This window comes from Siphonobacter sp. SORGH_AS_1065 (assembly GCF_030818595.1).
Classification (GTDB): domain Bacteria; phylum Bacteroidota; class Bacteroidia; order Cytophagales; family Spirosomataceae; genus Siphonobacter.
Genome location: NZ_JAUTAM010000008.1, coordinates 265,964 through 283,634, shown reverse-complemented (window position 1 = coordinate 283,634; position 17,671 = coordinate 265,964). Strand labels below are relative to the sequence as shown.

Genomic DNA, 17,671 nt, shown 5'->3' with positions numbered 1-17,671 from the left:
CATTAAGTTGAAAATATTGTATGAAATACGCTTTTTATATGATAAACGAATAGCCTTAGTTTCAAAATAATGCCGCTGTAAAGTAAAAACCTCCCAAATCGGCGAATTTGGGAGGTTTTCTGAGTCAGGACTCTATTAAGGTATCATCGTCGGCCCCGTGTGTGAGGCGTTTGAGTGGTTTGAGTAACAAGAGAATTAATCCGCCAAAAAGTATACAGAAAATGGCAATGCCCGTGAAGGTCTGAAGCTCGCCCCAGTGTTCAGAATACGCTCCAATCATACCCGCCAGCTTCTCGCCGAGTCCGGTTGCCGCCCAGTAGGCTCCCATGATGATCGAAGCATATTGAGCCGGAGCCAGTTTGGTGATGAAAGATAACGCTACGGGAGACGAAGAAAGCTCGCCTATTACGTGAAATAAATAAGCCAGAATGAGCCAGTACATGGCAGCCTGACCCATTTGCTCGTACTGCAGAGCGGCGGCGGTCATGAAGAAAAAGCCGGAACCCATAATCATGGTACCAATGGCCATTTTCGCTAATGACGAACTTTCTTTGCCTTTCAAAGCCCGGCGAGTCCAGAAATTAGCAATCAATGTACCGAGTGAAATAACAAAAAAGCCCGTTAAGGACTGAAACCAGGAAGCCGGAATTTCCATGCCCAATAAGTGACGATTGGTTTTTTGCTCGGCATAAAGGTTCATTAATCCTCCGGCCTGTTCGTAAGCTCCCCAGAACGTAACCACAATCAGGAAAGAAAGTAACAACACCCAGATGCGGTCTTTTTCGACTTGAGTCAGTGGCTGACGAAGTTTGGCCCGATCTTCTGCTTGGGTACTTTTCCCGAGAAAATCACCCACACCCACCAGATGCTTTTGACCCTGAGCGTAGAGAATCAGGCTTAACAACATACCAATGCCCGCCAGAGCAAAGCCGTAGTGCCAGCCGTATTGGTAGGCCACCCAGCCCACCAGAATCGGAGCAAATGCCGCCCCCAGGTTAATGCCGATGTAAAAAATTGTAAATCCCTTATCCCGACGTATATCATGTTGAGCGTATAACCCACCTACCATCGTCGAAATATTAGGTTTCAGCAAGCCTACACCGAGTACAATCAGGAAAATACCGCCGTAAAAGGCCTGCATGTTCTGAAAGGCTAATGTTAAATGCCCTAATGCCAGCAGTAACGCTCCAATTAAAACGGTTTTTTTCTGCCCTAAAAAGCGATCGGCGAGGTAGCCGCCGGGCAAACTGGCCATGTAGACGCTAAAGCCGTACCAGCCATAGAAAGTAAGTGCTTCAACATTGGTCCAGCCGAGTCCGGGGTTCGCACCGGTAACTGAAGCGGTGAGGTATAGAACCAGAATGGCACGCATGCCGTAGTAACTGAATCGTTCCCAAAGTTCGGTCATAAAAAGGACAAAAAGACCTTTCGGATGGCCGAACCACTGGGCTTGTGAAGGAGGCGTCATTCGTTAATGAGATGAGGGGAAAATGGAAAAATTAGGATTAGGGGCGGGGTAACAAATCTTGAATGTACATGGGGATTCCCGAAAATCGCTTATTAAGCTGCCGAATATAATGAGTTTTTAAGTTTTGAAAGCGGGGAATGTGCTATATAGTCAGGAGGCGTTCTGGTCTGTTTTAAAACAATCGATGTAGACCGTGTACTTATAAAACTCACGATTTATGTGAAAATTTTCTGCTTTCCTTTTTCTGTCTAGTGAAAAATGGAAGGTAGTTTATGCAGTCATTGCTAATGTTTTTTTCAACGAATGCAGGGGTATATCGTAGAAGTACGACTAGAGGGAGGTTACTGAAAAGAGATAGCGAATCATGTTTCAACTAAGCTGGCATTCGATTTTTGAGTACAATTCTAAAACTTCAACACTATGAAAGGATTAGGAATTGGGCTTATCGTAATCGGAGCCATTATGGTCATCTGGACCGGATTTTCGTACACCAAAAAAGAAAAAGTGGTTGATGTAGGACCAATCGAAATCTCAGCCGATAAAAAAGAATCTGTTAACTGGCCGCCTTATATCGGTGGATTGCTGGTGCTGGGCGGAATCGTTATTGTGGCTACTGCGAAAAAAAGCTAATAGGGGTGATTGTCACAAATCGCCTCAACTTTGGCACTTTCAGCATCTTCGACAAGGTTAGGTTTGTCGTATCAAACGACACAAACCTATGGCAACTTTTGAGAAGATAACCACCGAAACGCTCATTAACGCACCCGTTGAAAAAGTATGGAAACTATGGAGCGAACCCGAACATATGATGCAATGGAACACGGCTTCTGAAGACTGGCATACAACGCAGGCAACGAACGATTTGCGTACGGGCGGTACGTTTTCATCCCGCATGCAAGCAAAAGACGGCAGCTTTGGTTTTGACTTTAGTGGAACGTATACCGAGGTAATTCCTCAGTCGCTGATTGCCTATGTGCTTGGAGATGAGCGTACGGTGACCATTACTTTCTCAGCCAAAGGCGATCAGACGCTAGTGGTAGAAACGTTCGACGCAGAGACTACGAATCCAGTCGCCATGCAGCAGGAAGGCTGGCAGCGTATTCTGGATAATTTCAAGAAATACGCTGAGCATAACTGAGTTATTTTGAAGAGTATCGATTTGCCCTATTGCTGCCAGCTGAAAAGCTGGCAGCTTTGTTTTTGGGATAATCAAAATAGGTTTGATGTTAGTTTTTTGGGTTTACTAGTGGCTCAGGCTGCCAGCAAAAGGGCTGGTAGCGGCACTAGATAACTCTGCTATTGAAGATCTTCCAGCTATAGCTTTCTAGCTAATGTAGCCGCTGCCAGCCTTTCTGCTGGCAGCATTGCTTGGGGATAATTAAAATAGGTTCGATGTCGGGTTTTGAGTTTAGTAGGAGCTCATGCTGCCAGCAAAGCCTGGCAGCGGCATTACTGGGGTAGCTGTTGTCCTAACAATTATTGCCGCCAGTTTGACCCGACCAGCTTTTCCGCTGGCAGCGGAATTCAATAAGCATTTAAACATCACTACACTAACGGCAACTGTATTATTAGGGGTGTGCTTTTTCGGCTTTATATCTTAAAGCAGTCCAAGTCAGATTCGTAATCCTAACCTAAGCCAATCTTCCTTCCAGAACCGGGCGTTTATCTTCGATGTTGTCAATAATGGAAAGACTGCGGCGGAATTTAAGGGTGACCTTATCGCCTTCGATGTGGACACGCAATGTATCATAATGAGCCGATTCGATGTAGCGGAGGGTAATCAAAAACGTTTGCTCATCACTCCAGGCTCCACTGGTTGCCAAGCGGGTTGGTAACTCTTTAGGTAAGGTAGAACGGGTTAACTTCAGGGCAGTTAGGGGCAGGCTGGTAGAGCCTAACTTCCAATAGCCAATCCCTCCTTCAATGCGATGTTCACGAGTACCGTCTTTCAGCATTAACGTAAAATCTTTTCCATGAAAATTTAACTGAACCTGACTGATGCCCTGAGCATTCGACTCGACTGAAATTTTCTTACCGCTAAGGGTAGCCGCTAATGGAGAAGTGGGCGAACCCGGCGTAAGGGGTAATGCCAGCGAAGTAAGTTTTTTCTTTAATTCCTGCTGTACTCCAGCCGATCCCGATTGCCCAACGGCGGGAAGAATATGATTCCAAACCGCATTCAGAATGCCTTGCATGTTACCACTTTCACTGGTCGTTACCACCACCATTTCTTTTTCAGGAATGACGATACAAAACTGGCCGAAAGCCCCGTCGCCCCGATAGGCATTATGCCGGCATCGCCAGAATTGATACCCGTATCCCTGTAACCAGTCGTTACTTTCTTTGGGCTGATTGCCTCCTTTGGATTCCACCTGAGCCTGGGTCGCTTCCTTAATCCAATCGGCCGGTATTAGTTGTTTACCCTGCCATTTGCCTTCCTGCAAGTACAGTTGTCCAAATTTGGCAATGTCCTCGGTGCGGAGTCTCAATCCCCAACCTCCGGTATTAATCCCTCTAGGGTCAATTTCCCAGTCGGCTCCGGTAATGTCTAGGGGTTTGAATAACCGAGGTGTCAGGTAATCCAGCAGTTTTTCTCCCGTTAACTTTTCGATCAGGGCCGAGAGCATGTAAGTCGCTCCGCTGTTATAGAAGTAGAAGGTCCCCGGCTGGTGCTGAACGGGTTGTTCAAAAAAGGCCTTTACCCAATCATCGGTTTGTGAAATGGGTCCAGTTGTATCCTTATCATGGCCCGTTGACATGGTTAATAAATCTTTCACCCGCATGGCGGCTAGGTTAGCACTAACACTGGTGGGAGCTTTATCAGGAAAAAAGGAAAGAATTTTGTCTTCCACCCGAAGTCGTTTTTCGCTCACCGCAAAACCAATGGCCGTAGAAGTAAAGCTTTTACTGAGCGAGTATAACGTATGTTTAAGATCGGCCTGATAGGGTTTCCACCAGCCTTCGGCGATTACTTTACCTTTCCTCAAAATCATCAAACTGTGTAGGTTGAGTTTTTCATTTTCAACGGTTTGAATGAAGTTTAGCAGGCCTTCCGAAGAAACCCCCTGAGCTTCGGGAGTTGTTCGGGGAAAAGCAGAACCGGGCGAAACGGCCCAGACCGGTAAAGACGAAAGAAGGCCGGCTTGAGCGGTCAGAAAGCCCGCTTGCTTAAGAAATTCACGACGATTTAGAGGCATGTGAGGTAGTTTTGAAAATTTTGTAAAAATCTAAGAAATATCTTCATTGAATAAAAATAAAAAATATCTACTTTTAATAGGGGATAAGGCAGAGTCAGTGGTCATAGGGTCAGGTACTTCGGTTATGGAAACAAAGGAAGAAGAATCGTGACAGAAAAACCGAAATGTTATGCTCTTTAAACATTCATAATCAACAGTTATTACAGGAAAGCTTATGGTTAAGTTTGCACTGATTCCACTTGTATTGATAACCTTTTCGCTGGTCAATTCATTCACAGCCCGGGCGGACGGAAAGCCTCCTCTGGCCATATCCAAACAGTTGTTTTCGCTTCAGTTGAGTCGTAACTCTAACACGGTTATGTACGACGCAAACATTGGAGCAAACCAAAAACTTAATCCTGAGAAACCGATTGATGTTTACTGGATTCGTCATGAAGAACAGGGCCAACGCGAAAGCCTATCCAAAATTCAATGGAAATTGGCGTATGGATACACACATACCAAAACCAGTGCGGATACGTATTCAGTAAAGATCAATGCTTTTAAGGACCGAGCTTTTCGTGTGGAAGTGAATGAGGGAAAAGCAGTTGCTCTGGCTACGATTGATGGAAAGAAGTCTTACCTGCAAAAGATTTTCGTGCAGCTCGATCCGAATTCTTTCCTGATTCCCAAAGTTCAGTATGTAGAGCTGTTTGGGGTTGAGGTTCAGGGTAATAAATCTGTTTATGAACGCATCTTACCCAAATAAAATTTAGTATTAAATCGGATGTGAATTATTGTAAGGGCTCTTTTGTGGGTATATAACTAGAAGTTTCGACCGCTGTAGAGCACAAGACCACAGGGATAAAATAGGGGTATAACCAAAGAAGCCGATGCTGCAAGCATCGGCTTCTTTGGTTACTGAAAATGTTAACATTAACAACCCGTGCCGTCCAGAATAATCTGATTTCCGTTTTGACGAATGTGTAACTGGAAAGAATCCGCAATTACTTTAAGAATTGTGTCCAGACTGTCTTTAGTGTCGAATGGGACGTTCAACTGACAGTGCTTAAGCCGATCGTTAGCTAACTGAATATCTGCCTGGTATACTTCCCGAAGCGTTTCAATCACTTCCGACAAAGGCGTTTTTTCAAAAATTAGCTTGCCTGTCTTATAGGCAAAAACGTTCGGATTCAGATGGGCTGTGGTTTCAATGGTGTGCGAAGCCGAGTCAAAGGAAGCCTGCTGATTTTTAACAAGAGAAACTTCTTTCTTCATTGCTGTAAAAAGTACTTTTCCCGTTCGAACGGCTACTCTGACGTTGGAATTATAAGCCCGAACACTGAATGAAGTCCCAACCACCCGCACCGTTGTGCCATTCGCTTCAATAATAAACGGTTGCGAAGGATTGGGCGTGATGTCAAAAAAGCCTTCGCCTTTTAGTTGAACTACCCGCTGACCTTTTTCAAAACGTTGGGGATACGTCAACTGACTGCCCCGGTTAAGTAACACCGTACTGCCATCGGGTAAGTGTTGCTCCAAAGCCTGTTCAGTTGCTGTAGCTACCTGCTGGGGAGCTTGTCCGAATGGATTAAACATAAACCAGCATAATCCGAAAACTACCAGAATGGCAGCGGCGGCGGGCCAGAAATTTCTACGTTTAATCGGAATTACTTTAGCTTCCGATGCTATGTCGAGCGTTTGAACGGCAGGAAGGCCAAGTTTGCTTTTGACGCTATGCCAGGCTGCTTCCGTATCCACCGCGGCGGCGGGACTTTTGAGTACGGCACTCGACTCCCAGATTTGCTGTAGACGGTCAAATTCCCGCTGATGGTTTTCCCCGTTGGTAGGGTTGTGTCTTAACAGCCACTGCTGAACCTGCTCAGTTTCAGCCTCGTTGGTTTCGCCAGCCAGGTATTTTCCGAGTAGGCTATCATCTATACTATCCTGATTAGCCATGTTGGGAAGGGTGGTTAAAAATCGTAATGGTTAGTCATACACATGAATGCCTAGTAAAAGGAGTAAGGGTAAATAATCCGCTAATTCGGTCCGCAAGATTCGCAGGGCTTTCCCGATCTGATTTTCAACCGTTTTAATGGATAAGCCCAACTGATCGGCGATTTCTTGATACTTTAATTCTTCAAAACGACTCATCATAAAAATCAGTCGGCACTGCTCGGGCAATCGTTCGATGGCCCGCTGTAACTGAATATCCAGTTCGGAGGCCATTAATTCCTGCACCGGACTTTGGTAAACATCGGAACCGTCGGCTTGCACATAACTCTGATACTCTGCCTGAACGGATAGATGTTTAATTCGGTTCAGACAGCGATTATGAACGGCCCGGTAGAGGTAGGATTTCAGCGAAGTCGTAATGACTAGTGAATCGCGTTTTTCCCAGAAAGCCAGAAACATGGCCTGCACGACCTCCTCGGCATCATCCCAGTCTTTTAAAAACGAAAATCCGTATTGGCATAAAGGGGAATAGTGTTGTCGAAATAACAGCTCAAACGTGCGTTCATTGCCCATTCGAATGGCCTCCAGAAATTGCTGATCTGTCAAGGTCTCCGCCCCTTTTTTGTCATTCATGGTTTGATGGTCTGCTAGGATGACATCTCAAACGGTCTTTCCCCTACCGAAGGATGAATTTTTTTAATATAGGCATTGAAAGCGTGGGAGAGACTTCTCTCCCACGCTTTCTTAATTATACATCAGGCCGCTACGACCGTATTATTCTTCTTCGACAATTTTAAAAAGCGAAATAACAGAAAGACGGAAGCAAAAGTAAGTCCACTAATGAAACCCAGCCACATCCCCGAAGCACCCATGTGGCCGTGGAAAGCGAACCAATAACCCAACGGTAAGCCCACCACCCAATAGGCAATAGCAATGATAACGGTAGGCACCTGCACGTCTTTAATGCCCCGCAATAACCCGGCTCCGATGGCCTGCGTACTGTCAGAAATCTGGAAAACGGCGGCAAAAAGTAATAATAAGCTAGCAAGCTGTAATACTTCTGTGTTCTTGTTAAAGAAAGTTGGCAACTGATCGCGGAGCAGAACGAACCCAACGGCACAAAGTGTTCCATAGATTAGGGCTGTTACCAGCGTACTCTTACCGATGGTGGCAATGAGTGGCCAGTTGGAACGTCCCAGGGAGTTACTTACCCGAATCGACCCGGCCTGGGCTAAGCCCATGGATACCATGAATGTAAAGGAAGCACAGCTCAGGGCAATCTGGTGAGCGGCCTGAGCGATGGCACTGATCGTTCCGATAATAATTCCGGAAACGGCAAAAGCTCCAGCTTCCATGCCAATCTGTAAACTGCTGGGAATGCCAATGTGCAACAATTCCCGCATGGTAGTTCCGCTCAGATACCACTGTGATTTACGAACCGCCATGTATTTCCGAAAATTAGGATGATAGATGACATAAAGCGTAATGGCGATGAAAATTAAAGTCCGCGTAATCAGCGTCGCCCAGCCTGCTCCGATGAGTTCAAGTCGGGGAAAACCTAAGTTACCATAGATGAGTAACCAGTTTAGAAAGGCATTGATGGGCAGGGCCGACAGCGAGAAAAACATGGCCGTGCGGGTAAGCTCTAGTCCATCGGTGAATTGCTTGAGCGTCATGAATAACAACATCGGAATAATAGACAATCCCATGAGTTTCATGAAGGGCAACGCCAGTGCTACTACCTCTGGGTCCTGTTTGAAATAAAACAGAATATGGTTCCCGAAGAAGAGCGTCAGAGAAATGAGCAGAGCCGTTAAGGTACAAAGAATGAAGCCATTGTAGAGGTAATGTGAAACCTGCTGACTATCATGACGACCATGAGCCAGCGACACCATCTGCGAAACAGAAATAGTCATCCCAATACCAATGACAAACGGAATGTTGACGGTATTCAGAACCAGAGCTGCGGCTGCTAATTGTTTATAACTAATGGCTCCGACCATCGCGGTATCAATGATGTGCAGCACCATCTGAGCCAATTCTCCGATAATAATGGGAAATGCTAATCGTAAAGTTTTAAATGCCTCCGTTTTCATGACTAGTGGAAAGATAATAACGCAATTGAGCCGCGAAGGTACGGAGGATTCCAGCGAAGCCCTAGTAGAGTGAAAAAGAAAGAGATGGAGAAGTGGTTTATACCCAGATCTGTCATCCAGAGCGAAGCAAAGTATCTTGTGTAGTTGGGCGACATACCCTCGCAGTCGCTCGGCTCTGCCGAGTGACGAAATGGAATGCAGGCCTCTGGCCTATGGTAGGCAAAGCTTTTTAGGTTAGACAAGCCTTTCGCTTTGTGGTAGATTTCTTTGCCTGAGACGGCCAGAGGTCACTCGGCAGAGCCGAGCGACTGCGGAGAATAGTTAGGAGGTGTTCATTTATCCCCAGATCTGTCATCCAGAGCGAAGCGAAGGACCTTATGGGTTTTGACAGGTTACTTGGCCTTAGGAAACTTCGTTAGTCCGCGTTGGAAATGCGGATGAGCACGACTGGAGCGAGATTCCATCTCGTTCCCCCCGCAGTCTATTTCTTTTCCACAGACGGCCAGAGGCTTACTGCAAGGGCTATTAACTTCCCCAAAGCTTAAAACTTTGGGGAAGTTAATAGCCCTGCTGGCAGAGGACGACGATTATAAATTTTTAGACAGTGTCTCGTAGCATAATAAAAAAGCGACGTAGGTCTCTACGTCGCTTACTTGGTTAACTATAGGGCGGTTTATCTAAATCCGGCTTGTCGTAATTTCGATTAGGATTGTTTTGACGAACGGGAGCATCTAATTCATCACCATCCGTATATTCCTCATCGATTCGATCCACCGGAGGTGCATCTTTTAAAGGTACTTCAGCAGAAACTCCACTATTTCCTTTGATAGATTGGTCGGTAAGCCCATTGGGGCTTGCCGCCTTTTTCGCGTTTATTTCGTCTTGTTTCATAGCATTAAATAATTAAGGGAACTTCAAATGCTACAACTAGAGAAATAAACGTTCCGGGCAAAATAATGAAAAATCTGGGTCAAAATGCCACCACTGTTGTAGAGAGAGGCCCCCGAATGGAACTCTTGCTAATTATCATTTTCAGACTTCCTAAGTAGGTATTTTTGAAATATACTTTCAGAATTTAGCGAATACTGTTTAATGACTTCCTGGCTATTCATAGGATATAAAATTTCCATATAATCATAATAGTCATTATTAGTATGACGATTATAAGGATTCGAAATAGTATTTTCAGGAGCTTTATTAACGGTAATGAATGTTTGATAAAGATACGTAAAAATACTAGCCGTATTTAACAACCAGAAGGCTAGTCCAGCCAGTAATAAATAATTGACAGGACGGTTAAAGGATGATTTTAAAATGAGATGAATAATACTTATACCAATAATAAATAAGGAGGGTACACTGGCTCTATTGTTCAGGTCATTAAAGTAGCCTATCTGAAACAAAGCCAGCACAGATAAAGTACCGTAAGAGATACAGACCATGGCTGCATCAAGTTCAAATAACCTTTTGCGAAAGAAAAGAATCCAGATTCCGGCGGATACTACTATAAAAAGGCCATAGAGTAAAATGGGGTAGGAAGCAGTAGTATGGGTAAAAAATCGGTTACTATCCATCTGCGTTGCGGATGACCCCAGGGTGTATAATACGAGTGGCAAAAAACCAATGAGCATCATCACAAGCATGGGAAGCTGCTTTTTCATAAAAGCAATAAAGCCTCTTTCCGTCACATAAAGGTAGTAGGTATAAAGCGTGAAAGGAGCCAAGCCAATGCTAACAAAAGGACTCCAGAATAAGCTACCAATGGTAAAGAGGCTGAAAATGCCCACACTCGCACTAGTGCAGCCCAGTGCCATAAATAGAGCTCCGCCCAGAATAGCTGTAATGGCGTGCTGCGGCCCTTCAACCACACTTTTAAGGATGGAAGAATAATGAAGCATCATTTCGCCGCGACCAATAAAAACACTGTTACTTCCCAGAAAGGAGGGTTTATCAAAGAGTTTTTCTAATACGGGAATCATCACCGCCACATAAGCTCCCGACCAGATCATGAACGTAGCAACCGTCCGCTTGAATAAATTAAACGACCTGAAAATCTGATGAATCCAGAGTAAACTTAAAAATAAACCAAACCACAGCCAGGCGAAAGAAATATATTTCACCGAATCTAAACCAAACCATTTTCCTAAACCCGATGGAACTAAATAGTAACCCAGGTAATAGCACATATAAACCTTTCGATTAGGGTTATAAATGGGCCAATCATCTACAGTAAGTAAGTTGAATTTTGCATTATGTAAAAGGTAATCGTAAAATTGATTAATAAACTCGCCAGCCCCACTAACGTAGGTAAAAATTAGGGAACTAATGAATGAACTAAATAACGTTGCAGGACTGAGAGAAACCTGTTTTTCTTTCCAAACAGATGTGTAATTCCATAGTGCAAGAAAAGCTCCGAATAATAAAATTAAATCTGCAAATATTGCTACTGTGGGCTTAGTCCAGAAAGTAGTAAAAAGAATAGTCGGAATTAATAGATAAATAAAAGTTATAGGAAGGACCGAATTATTTATTTTCTTACTGAACGTATATGAACCCATGAATAGCTAAAGGGAATATAAGTGAAGCTTCAAAAATAATCATTGTCTAATGGCTTACCAATTAAAGGAAATATAATTGAAGATCAGAGTTCAATATCTTTTGCGATGATAAGCCCTGATTACCGATTCATAGCCTAGGTAGGAATTTACTACTGTGAAAAATATGTCTCACTATCTGGTACCAATGTACCTAAACAGCCTTTCTGGTAGTGCAGAAGTACATTTTCGAGGGCTGGAATGTTTCTTTACTCTAAAGCGGGGTAATCTATTTTAAAACCAACTCAACTTACGTTATTATGGCTAAGGATTTCAATCCCGAACATAAAGAGGGACCCGTCGCAACCGCAATTGAAGAACAAACCGCAAAATTACCTTCAGACGTTTTTCTTTGGGCTTCACTGGCTTCTATGGGAGCTTCATTAGGTCTGAAAATTGCTGGACATAAACACACCGCCTTATTTGTAGGCCAATGGGCAGCACCTTTCCTGTTATTAGGTATTTACAACAAATTAGTGAAACTGGAAGGTCACGATAAAGAAGATGACGAGTAGGTAACGACTCGCAAAAAAGAGCTGTCAACGATCTTGGCGGCTCTTTTTTTATAAGCCTACGTCTTTCAGGAATTGTTCTCGGTAACTACTCCCAATGGGAATTTCGAAGTGATGAATAAAGACCCGATTTCCTTCAATGTGCGAGATCTGAGCTTTATTGATGAGAAAAGAACGATGAATTCGCAGGAAAAGAGCGTTTGAGAAGAGTTCTTCGGCATGGGTGAACGTCATGCTACTCAATAAGGTCTGATGATGTGTAATAATCTTCGTGTAATTTCCATTAGCTTCGGCATATAACACATCTTCATACCTGACTTTATATATCCGTCCTTCCGATTTTATAAAAACAAAATCTTCAGTCTTAGGCATTTCAATGGGGGCAATCGGACGTAAACGTTCCGTGGCCTTATCAATGGCAACAATGAATCTTTCCAGCGAAAAGGGTTTTAGCAAATAATCACAAGCGGCCAGATCAAAGGCGTCTACCGCGTATTCTTTATAGGCTGTAGTAAAAATAACCTGAGGAGTAGTTCGTAAGGTTTTTAAAAATGCGATGCCACTTAAAACGGGCATATTGATATCCAGAAATAAAATATCAACGTCTTCCCGCTGCAAAAAAGCCTTGGCTTCCAGGGCATTTCCACAACTCCCGATCACCTGTACCTGCGGCAAATGCTCACAATAGGTCTGGATGATTTGCCGGGCAATGGGTTCATCATCCACAATAAGACATTTCGCCACTCGCATAAAACGGAATCAGTCAAGTAATAAAAGATAGTTTGTAAACAACGGCTAACTTACTAAACGGTAGCCAAATCCATTCAGTTTCGCTGAAAAGGTAGTTTAGTTTGGTCATGCCGCTACCAACGTGGCCTGACCAGCTTTTGCTGTTAGTTACTATTATCGTAAAAAATATGGCTGTACCACGTTAGCAGTAGCAGCCAAATACCTCCAGTTTCGCTGAAAAAGTAGTTTAGTTCGGTCATGCCGCTACCAGCTTTTTTCGCTGGTAGCAACTCCTTATCTCACCTAATAGAACCTCATAGCCTAAGTTAGTGCTGCCAGCGAAAAAGCTGGCAGCGGCGTAGAAACTATTTTTTGAAAAATAAATTTATTTGATAAACAACTAACAACTAACAACTAACAACTAACAACTAACAACTAACAACTAACAACTAACAACTAACAACTGCTACTTCATCCTCAGCTGCAACATAACTTTATACCAACCATCCTGTGAATCAATGGAAAGTTCATAGGTTTCTGGGTATAAGAGTTGTAACCGCTTCATGACATTCTCCAAACCTAAACCACTGTGTTTATTCATCTCATTATTGAGTTTTTGATCGGCGTCGTACGTATTCTTGATGGAAAACAAAACCGTATTTCCCCAAAGTTTAAGTTCTATTTCGATTTTAATTTTAGGGTCTGTTGTGTTTTTGGAATGCTTGAAGGCGTTTTCTACGAAAACAATCAGTAACATCGGAGCAATTTTCAAATTCGGGGGAATATGCTCCATCGCTAGCGTAAGGTCCAGCCGTTCACCCAGGCGAATGCGTTCAAACTCTATGTAGTTATGAATATAAACCAGCTCATCCGATAAAGGGACCCACAATTCTTTCGCTTCGTATATAGAGTACCGTAGTAAATCGGAAAGTTGCAGGATAAGCGGGGGCACCTTACCCGGCTCAGCTATGGAAAGTCCATAGAGGTTATTCAAGGTATTAAATAAAAAATGCGGACTGAGCTGCGATTGCAGTAATTGCAATTCATTCTGGCTTTGCTCAGCTGTAATCTGAACGGCGGCTAACTGATATCTTAACCCGGTTCGTACTTGCTTGATGAATAAACCAATACAGATACTTAGAGCCAGAAAAGGTGGTAACAGGAAAATCAGACTGGCTAGGCCGGGCAGAAGGGGTAATGATAGTACCGCAATGATGAACATTACTAATAGGAAAATGCTAAGCAGTAATTTCATCAAACGACGATTAGAAACAGGAGCATTAGAGCCCGTCCATAACTGAGATAGAATTCGTCCCAGAAAAATACCCCCCACAAAACAGCATCCTGTCAGGACGGCGACTAAATCTTCGTATCTTCCCTGTAATAGGCGATCATAAAACCGTTCCGTGAGGAGAAAGATGATAAAAACAATACTGCCTGCAATTATGGCAAGTACGCGGGGACTAGGTTCGTATAGACCCGAAATGACATTCTTATGTTCCATATGCTGATTTTGCAAATTCGGAATCAAAATTCAGTTACCCTATTTTCTAAAGTAAACTTTCCTGACATACACCGTCGAATGCCTGACGAAATCTTTAAAATGACTTTTGAATGGGTTAATCCGCCGAAAACAGTCTTTCGACCTATGAGAGCGGCTGTCTGGCCCTGAAATTTCTGATAGCCCCCATAGATATACACTTTCGCTGACGAAAATCATTCACTTTATCGTCACATGAGATATCTATTTTTATTTCTTGCTTTTTGGCCTTTTACTTCCTGGTCTCAGGATTCCACTTTTCAGTTCAGGGGAAAGGTGCTAGATGCTCAGCAACAAGCCATTCCGGGAGCAACGCTTCGATTAATGAAAGATTCATTAGTATTGAAGGGAACGAACGCCTCTGCCGATGGCTCATTTCAATGGGCTGGACTACCTGCGGGTCATTACCAGGTTTTAGTGACCGCTCTTTCTTACGAAACCCTTCAGCAAAGCATACAGCTTTCGAAGTCGGTTAATGGATTTATCATTACTTTGAAACCTGCAAAATCAACGGAGTTGAAGGAAGTTACGGTGGCAGGAAAACGCCCTTTAATGGAGCACGAACTTGATAAAACGATCATTAACGTGGATGCGATGCTGGGTAGTGCCAGCAGCCATTCGCTGGATATTCTGGAAAAAACGCCCGGAGTAAGTGTAGATCAGGATGGAACGATTCGCCTGAACGGAATGAGCAGAGTAACGGTCTACGTGGATGGAAGACCGACGTATTTGTCAGGCCGAGATCTGCTGGATTACCTGAAATCGTTACCCGGCGGAACCCTGGATCGGCTGGAGTTAATGACCAATCCGTCTACGAAGTATGATGCCGCTGGCGGAGCAATTATTAATATTCGACTCAAGAAAAACCGATTGAAAGGGATGAACGGCAACGCTGCTCTGGGCTATAATCAGGGCTGGACGACGCGAATGAACCACAGTGTATCGTTAAATTACAATCAGAAAAAAGTCAGCCTGACGAGTACTTTGTCTTATTCGAAAGATGCGAATCAAAGCCGTGAATGTTTTGATCGAACCATCACGGATGAAGCGGGTAATCCCATACAAAAGGTACAATTACAAAACCGAAGCTGGTTGCGGGGACATGCCTTTATGGCTCGTCTGGGATTAGACTATACGTTATCCCCGAAAACAAGTCTTGGTTTTTTAATTAACTACACGAATAATCCCAAACGAGAAGGATTAACCTATTCGAGTAACAGTTTTAGTACTCAGCTCGATTCGACGGGCAGGGGATCGGTAACGGGTACTTCAGACCGATATAATCTGGGTACTAACCTGCATGTATTGCATCAGTTTAATACCAAAGGGCATGAGCTCTCGGCGGATGTGAACTACATTACCTACCATACGCAGGCCTTTCAAAGTATTGAAAATCAGAAAATTGATAATTTTTATCAGGCGAGTTTCCAGTACCAGTTGCCTGCTTTTTTATCCATTTATTCCGCTAAAACGGATTATACCTATCCACTCCCTAAAGGGTTGATTGAGGCAGGGGCTAAGTGGAGTTTTATTCGTAATGATAATGATTATCATTATTTGCGGATGGTTGATAATCAGTTATTGGTGGATGACCGGAAGTCGAATCACTTTATTTATGATGAGCGAATTGCGGCGGCTTACCTGAATGCCAGAAAAACGCTAGGTCGCTGGCAAATGCAGGGTGGGTTACGCCTGGAACAAACGCTGATGAGCGGCCATCAATTGGCGAATCGAGAGTGGGAAGAAAGCCGTTTTTCAAGAAATTATATCAGCCTGTTTCCGAATGCATACCTGAGTTATAAACTGGATAGCACGGGGGCCAACTCGCTGATTTTAAGTGCCAGTCGTCGTATTAACCGACCGGGTTATAACCAATTGAATCCCTTTTTATTTTACCGGGATAATTACTCGTATTCAACGGGAAACCCTAATCTCAAACCCGCCTTTATACAGCAAGTGGAACTCAAATTCCAGCATAAGCAAAGCTGGGGACTGAGTGCCCAATACAGCCGATTCCGGGATATTTTCTTTGAGTCTACGGAAGCTCAGGGCGATATTTTCATTTCTCGTTCTGCCAACGTCGCCATTGGCCAGTTGATGTCTTTAAATCCGTATTTGAACCTTAACCCTGCTTCGTGGTGGATGGCCAACCTTTCCGGGTCACTGGTTCGCCTTTCGATAATGAATACTGTTTTGTACGGTGAAAAAGTAGATTCCCAGTTATTAACGGGACGGATCAATCTGCAAAACCAGTTTAAAATCACAAAAAGCTGGAGTGCCGAATTAAGTGCGATGTACTCCGGGCCGAGTATTAATGGGCAGGTACACTTAAAGTCACGGTATAGCCTCAATGCGGGTGTTCAGAAGAAACTTTGGAAGGATAAGGCCAGCATCCGGGTCAATGCCGAGGATGTATTCCGAACCTGGATTCAACGGGATTACATTCAAAGTTTACGACAGGCCGATCAATACCACGAAATGCGGATGGATACCCGTCGGATAGGATTAGCCTTTACGTATCGATTTGGAAAAGAAAGCAGGAAGCGAGGTAAGGTAGATACCGCTGAAGAGGAAAAAGGACGGGTGAACTGATGTTTTTTATCGTTAAGAGATTACTTAATCAATGTTGTTTCCCCGGATGAAATCCGGGGACATGGTTAGTAATGATAACTTAGGCTCATACCTGAATGATTCATCAATACTGTATCATCAGCGTCTGTCATCCAGAGAGAAGCGAAGGATCTTATGACCTTTGCGACCTTACTTGGTCTTGGGAAAGTTTATGTTGCTTCCCCGGATTTCATCCGGGGCTATCCATATTCAACCCCGCTGGGGTTGTTCCCGCAGTCGCTCGGCTCTGGCCGAGTGACTACTTAGCTCTAGGCCTCTGGCCGGTAGGATGCGAGATAGTAGAGAGTCAGAGAACATCTTACACCAGCAAAAACAGGCTTGCTAACATCGGCTAGAGCCGAGCGATTGCGAGGGTGTTAAGAAACTTTACTACCCCACTGGTGCGAGATTCCATCTCATTCCTACGATCATGCAGGTTCCATCTACCGCTGTCATAAGCCTGTCAGCCCTAGCAAAGCCAAGGGAGGAAACGCCTTCCGATTCGTATCAAAGTCTTCAATTACACATTTTAGACCGCTTTTAACGAAATGATTAAATGAATCGATTCGTTTCAAAACCAGATGAGGTATATTTGCAGCATTGTTTACTAACCATTAATTAAGGCAGCATGAATTGGAAAGATCGGCTAAAAGAGAAGTGGGAGCTAGACTCGATGACACAACTCTGGGCCATTCTGGCTGTATTTACATTTGCGGGTAGCTCCGTGGTTTGGTGTCGCAAAGGACTTTTCTGGTTGCTTAACTACACTGACGAAACGCCGCTCTGGCTCAAGACGGTTACCTACATTGTTTTCATTTTTCCTACCTATCAATTATTGCTGTTATTCTACGGTTTTATTCTCGGACAGTTTGATTTTTTCTGGAAAAAGGAAAAGAAATTATTCGCCCGCGTTTTCAATCGCTAGGTCTTCATGGAAGTATAGAAATGGGAGCTGTTCCAATCAGGAGCAGCTCCCGTTTTGTTTGGTTG

At 43.9% G+C, this 17,671-nt stretch carries 15 protein-coding genes; 6 read left to right on the top strand and 9 right to left on the bottom strand.

Features of this window, described 5'->3' with window-relative positions; translation table 11 throughout:
* Window positions 1-124: 124 nt before the first annotated feature.
* Complete coding sequence (locus QE390_RS23655; protein ID WP_307144181.1) at window positions 125-1,468, bottom strand: peptide MFS transporter; 1,344 nt, start codon at window positions 1,466-1,468, stop codon at window positions 125-127.
* 420 nt (window positions 1,469-1,888) lie between these two features.
* On the opposite strand from QE390_RS23655, the gene QE390_RS23650 reads away from it, so the two are divergent.
* Entirely contained in the window at window positions 1,889-2,098 is a 210-nt protein-coding gene (locus QE390_RS23650) for a hypothetical protein (RefSeq protein WP_106636019.1), read from the top strand.
* Window positions 2,099-2,186: 88 nt separating this feature from the next.
* Complete coding sequence (locus QE390_RS23645) at window positions 2,187-2,606, top strand: SRPBCC family protein (protein ID WP_307144180.1); 420 nt, start codon at window positions 2,187-2,189, stop codon at window positions 2,604-2,606.
* A 493-nt stretch (window positions 2,607-3,099) separates the two neighbouring features.
* Here QE390_RS23645 and QE390_RS23640 read toward each other — a convergent pair whose 3' ends face one another.
* Window positions 3,100-4,665 carry a serine hydrolase gene (locus QE390_RS23640; protein WP_307144179.1) on the bottom strand — a complete coding sequence of 522 codons (1,566 nt, stop codon included), beginning with the start codon at window positions 4,663-4,665 and terminating at the stop codon, window positions 3,100-3,102.
* A gap of 214 nt (window positions 4,666-4,879) precedes the next feature.
* Here QE390_RS23640 and QE390_RS23635 point away from each other — a divergent pair, with 214 nt between their 5' ends.
* Window positions 4,880-5,413, top strand: coding sequence for a DUF4833 domain-containing protein (locus QE390_RS23635; protein WP_106636016.1), 534 nt, complete (start codon window positions 4,880-4,882; stop codon window positions 5,411-5,413).
* Between the two features lie 167 nt (window positions 5,414-5,580).
* On the opposite strand, the gene QE390_RS23630 is transcribed toward QE390_RS23635, so the two are convergent.
* From QE390_RS23630 to QE390_RS23610, 5 genes are all read right to left on the bottom strand, one after another.
* Window positions 5,581-6,603, bottom strand: a complete 1,023-nt coding sequence (locus QE390_RS23630) for a FecR domain-containing protein (protein ID WP_307144178.1) — start codon at window positions 6,601-6,603, stop codon at window positions 5,581-5,583.
* A 30-nt stretch (window positions 6,604-6,633) separates the two neighbouring features.
* Complete coding sequence (locus QE390_RS23625) at window positions 6,634-7,233, bottom strand: RNA polymerase sigma-70 factor (RefSeq protein ID WP_307144177.1); 600 nt, start codon at window positions 7,231-7,233, stop codon at window positions 6,634-6,636.
* Window positions 7,234-7,355: 122 nt separating this feature from the next.
* Window positions 7,356-8,696 carry an MATE family efflux transporter gene (locus QE390_RS23620; protein ID WP_307144176.1) on the bottom strand — a complete coding sequence of 447 codons (1,341 nt, stop codon included), beginning with the start codon at window positions 8,694-8,696 and terminating at the stop codon, window positions 7,356-7,358.
* Window positions 8,697-9,353: 657 nt separating this feature from the next.
* The gene (locus QE390_RS23615; protein ID WP_106638152.1) at window positions 9,354-9,587 is read right to left on the bottom strand and encodes a hypothetical protein; all 234 of its coding nucleotides are present in this window, start codon (window positions 9,585-9,587) and stop codon (window positions 9,354-9,356) included.
* 128 nt (window positions 9,588-9,715) lie between these two features.
* Window positions 9,716-10,882: a hypothetical protein gene (locus tag QE390_RS23610; RefSeq protein WP_307144175.1), complete on the bottom strand. Its 1,167-nt coding sequence runs from the start codon at window positions 10,880-10,882 to the stop codon at window positions 9,716-9,718.
* 668 nt (window positions 10,883-11,550) lie between these two features.
* On the opposite strand from QE390_RS23610, the gene QE390_RS23605 reads away from it, so the two are divergent.
* Window positions 11,551-11,805: a hypothetical protein gene (locus QE390_RS23605; protein ID WP_307144174.1), complete on the top strand. Its 255-nt coding sequence runs from the start codon at window positions 11,551-11,553 to the stop codon at window positions 11,803-11,805.
* A gap of 48 nt (window positions 11,806-11,853) precedes the next feature.
* Here the strand turns inward: QE390_RS23605 and QE390_RS23600 are convergent, their stop codons facing one another.
* A complete protein-coding gene (locus QE390_RS23600) occupies window positions 11,854-12,546 on the bottom strand; it encodes a LytTR family DNA-binding domain-containing protein (protein ID WP_307144173.1) in 693 nt (230 codons plus the stop codon).
* A gap of 451 nt (window positions 12,547-12,997) precedes the next feature.
* Window positions 12,998-14,035: a sensor histidine kinase gene (locus tag QE390_RS23595; RefSeq protein WP_307144172.1), complete on the bottom strand. Its 1,038-nt coding sequence runs from the start codon at window positions 14,033-14,035 to the stop codon at window positions 12,998-13,000.
* A 231-nt stretch (window positions 14,036-14,266) separates the two neighbouring features.
* On the opposite strand from QE390_RS23595, the gene QE390_RS23590 reads away from it, so the two are divergent.
* The gene (locus QE390_RS23590) at window positions 14,267-16,663 is read left to right on the top strand and encodes an outer membrane beta-barrel family protein (RefSeq protein ID WP_307144171.1); all 2,397 of its coding nucleotides are present in this window, start codon (window positions 14,267-14,269) and stop codon (window positions 16,661-16,663) included.
* A 646-nt stretch (window positions 16,664-17,309) separates the two neighbouring features.
* Window positions 17,310-17,606 carry a DUF6787 family protein gene (locus QE390_RS23585; RefSeq protein WP_106638159.1) on the top strand — a complete coding sequence of 99 codons (297 nt, stop codon included), beginning with the start codon at window positions 17,310-17,312 and terminating at the stop codon, window positions 17,604-17,606.
* The last annotated feature ends 65 nt before the right edge of the window (window positions 17,607-17,671 follow it).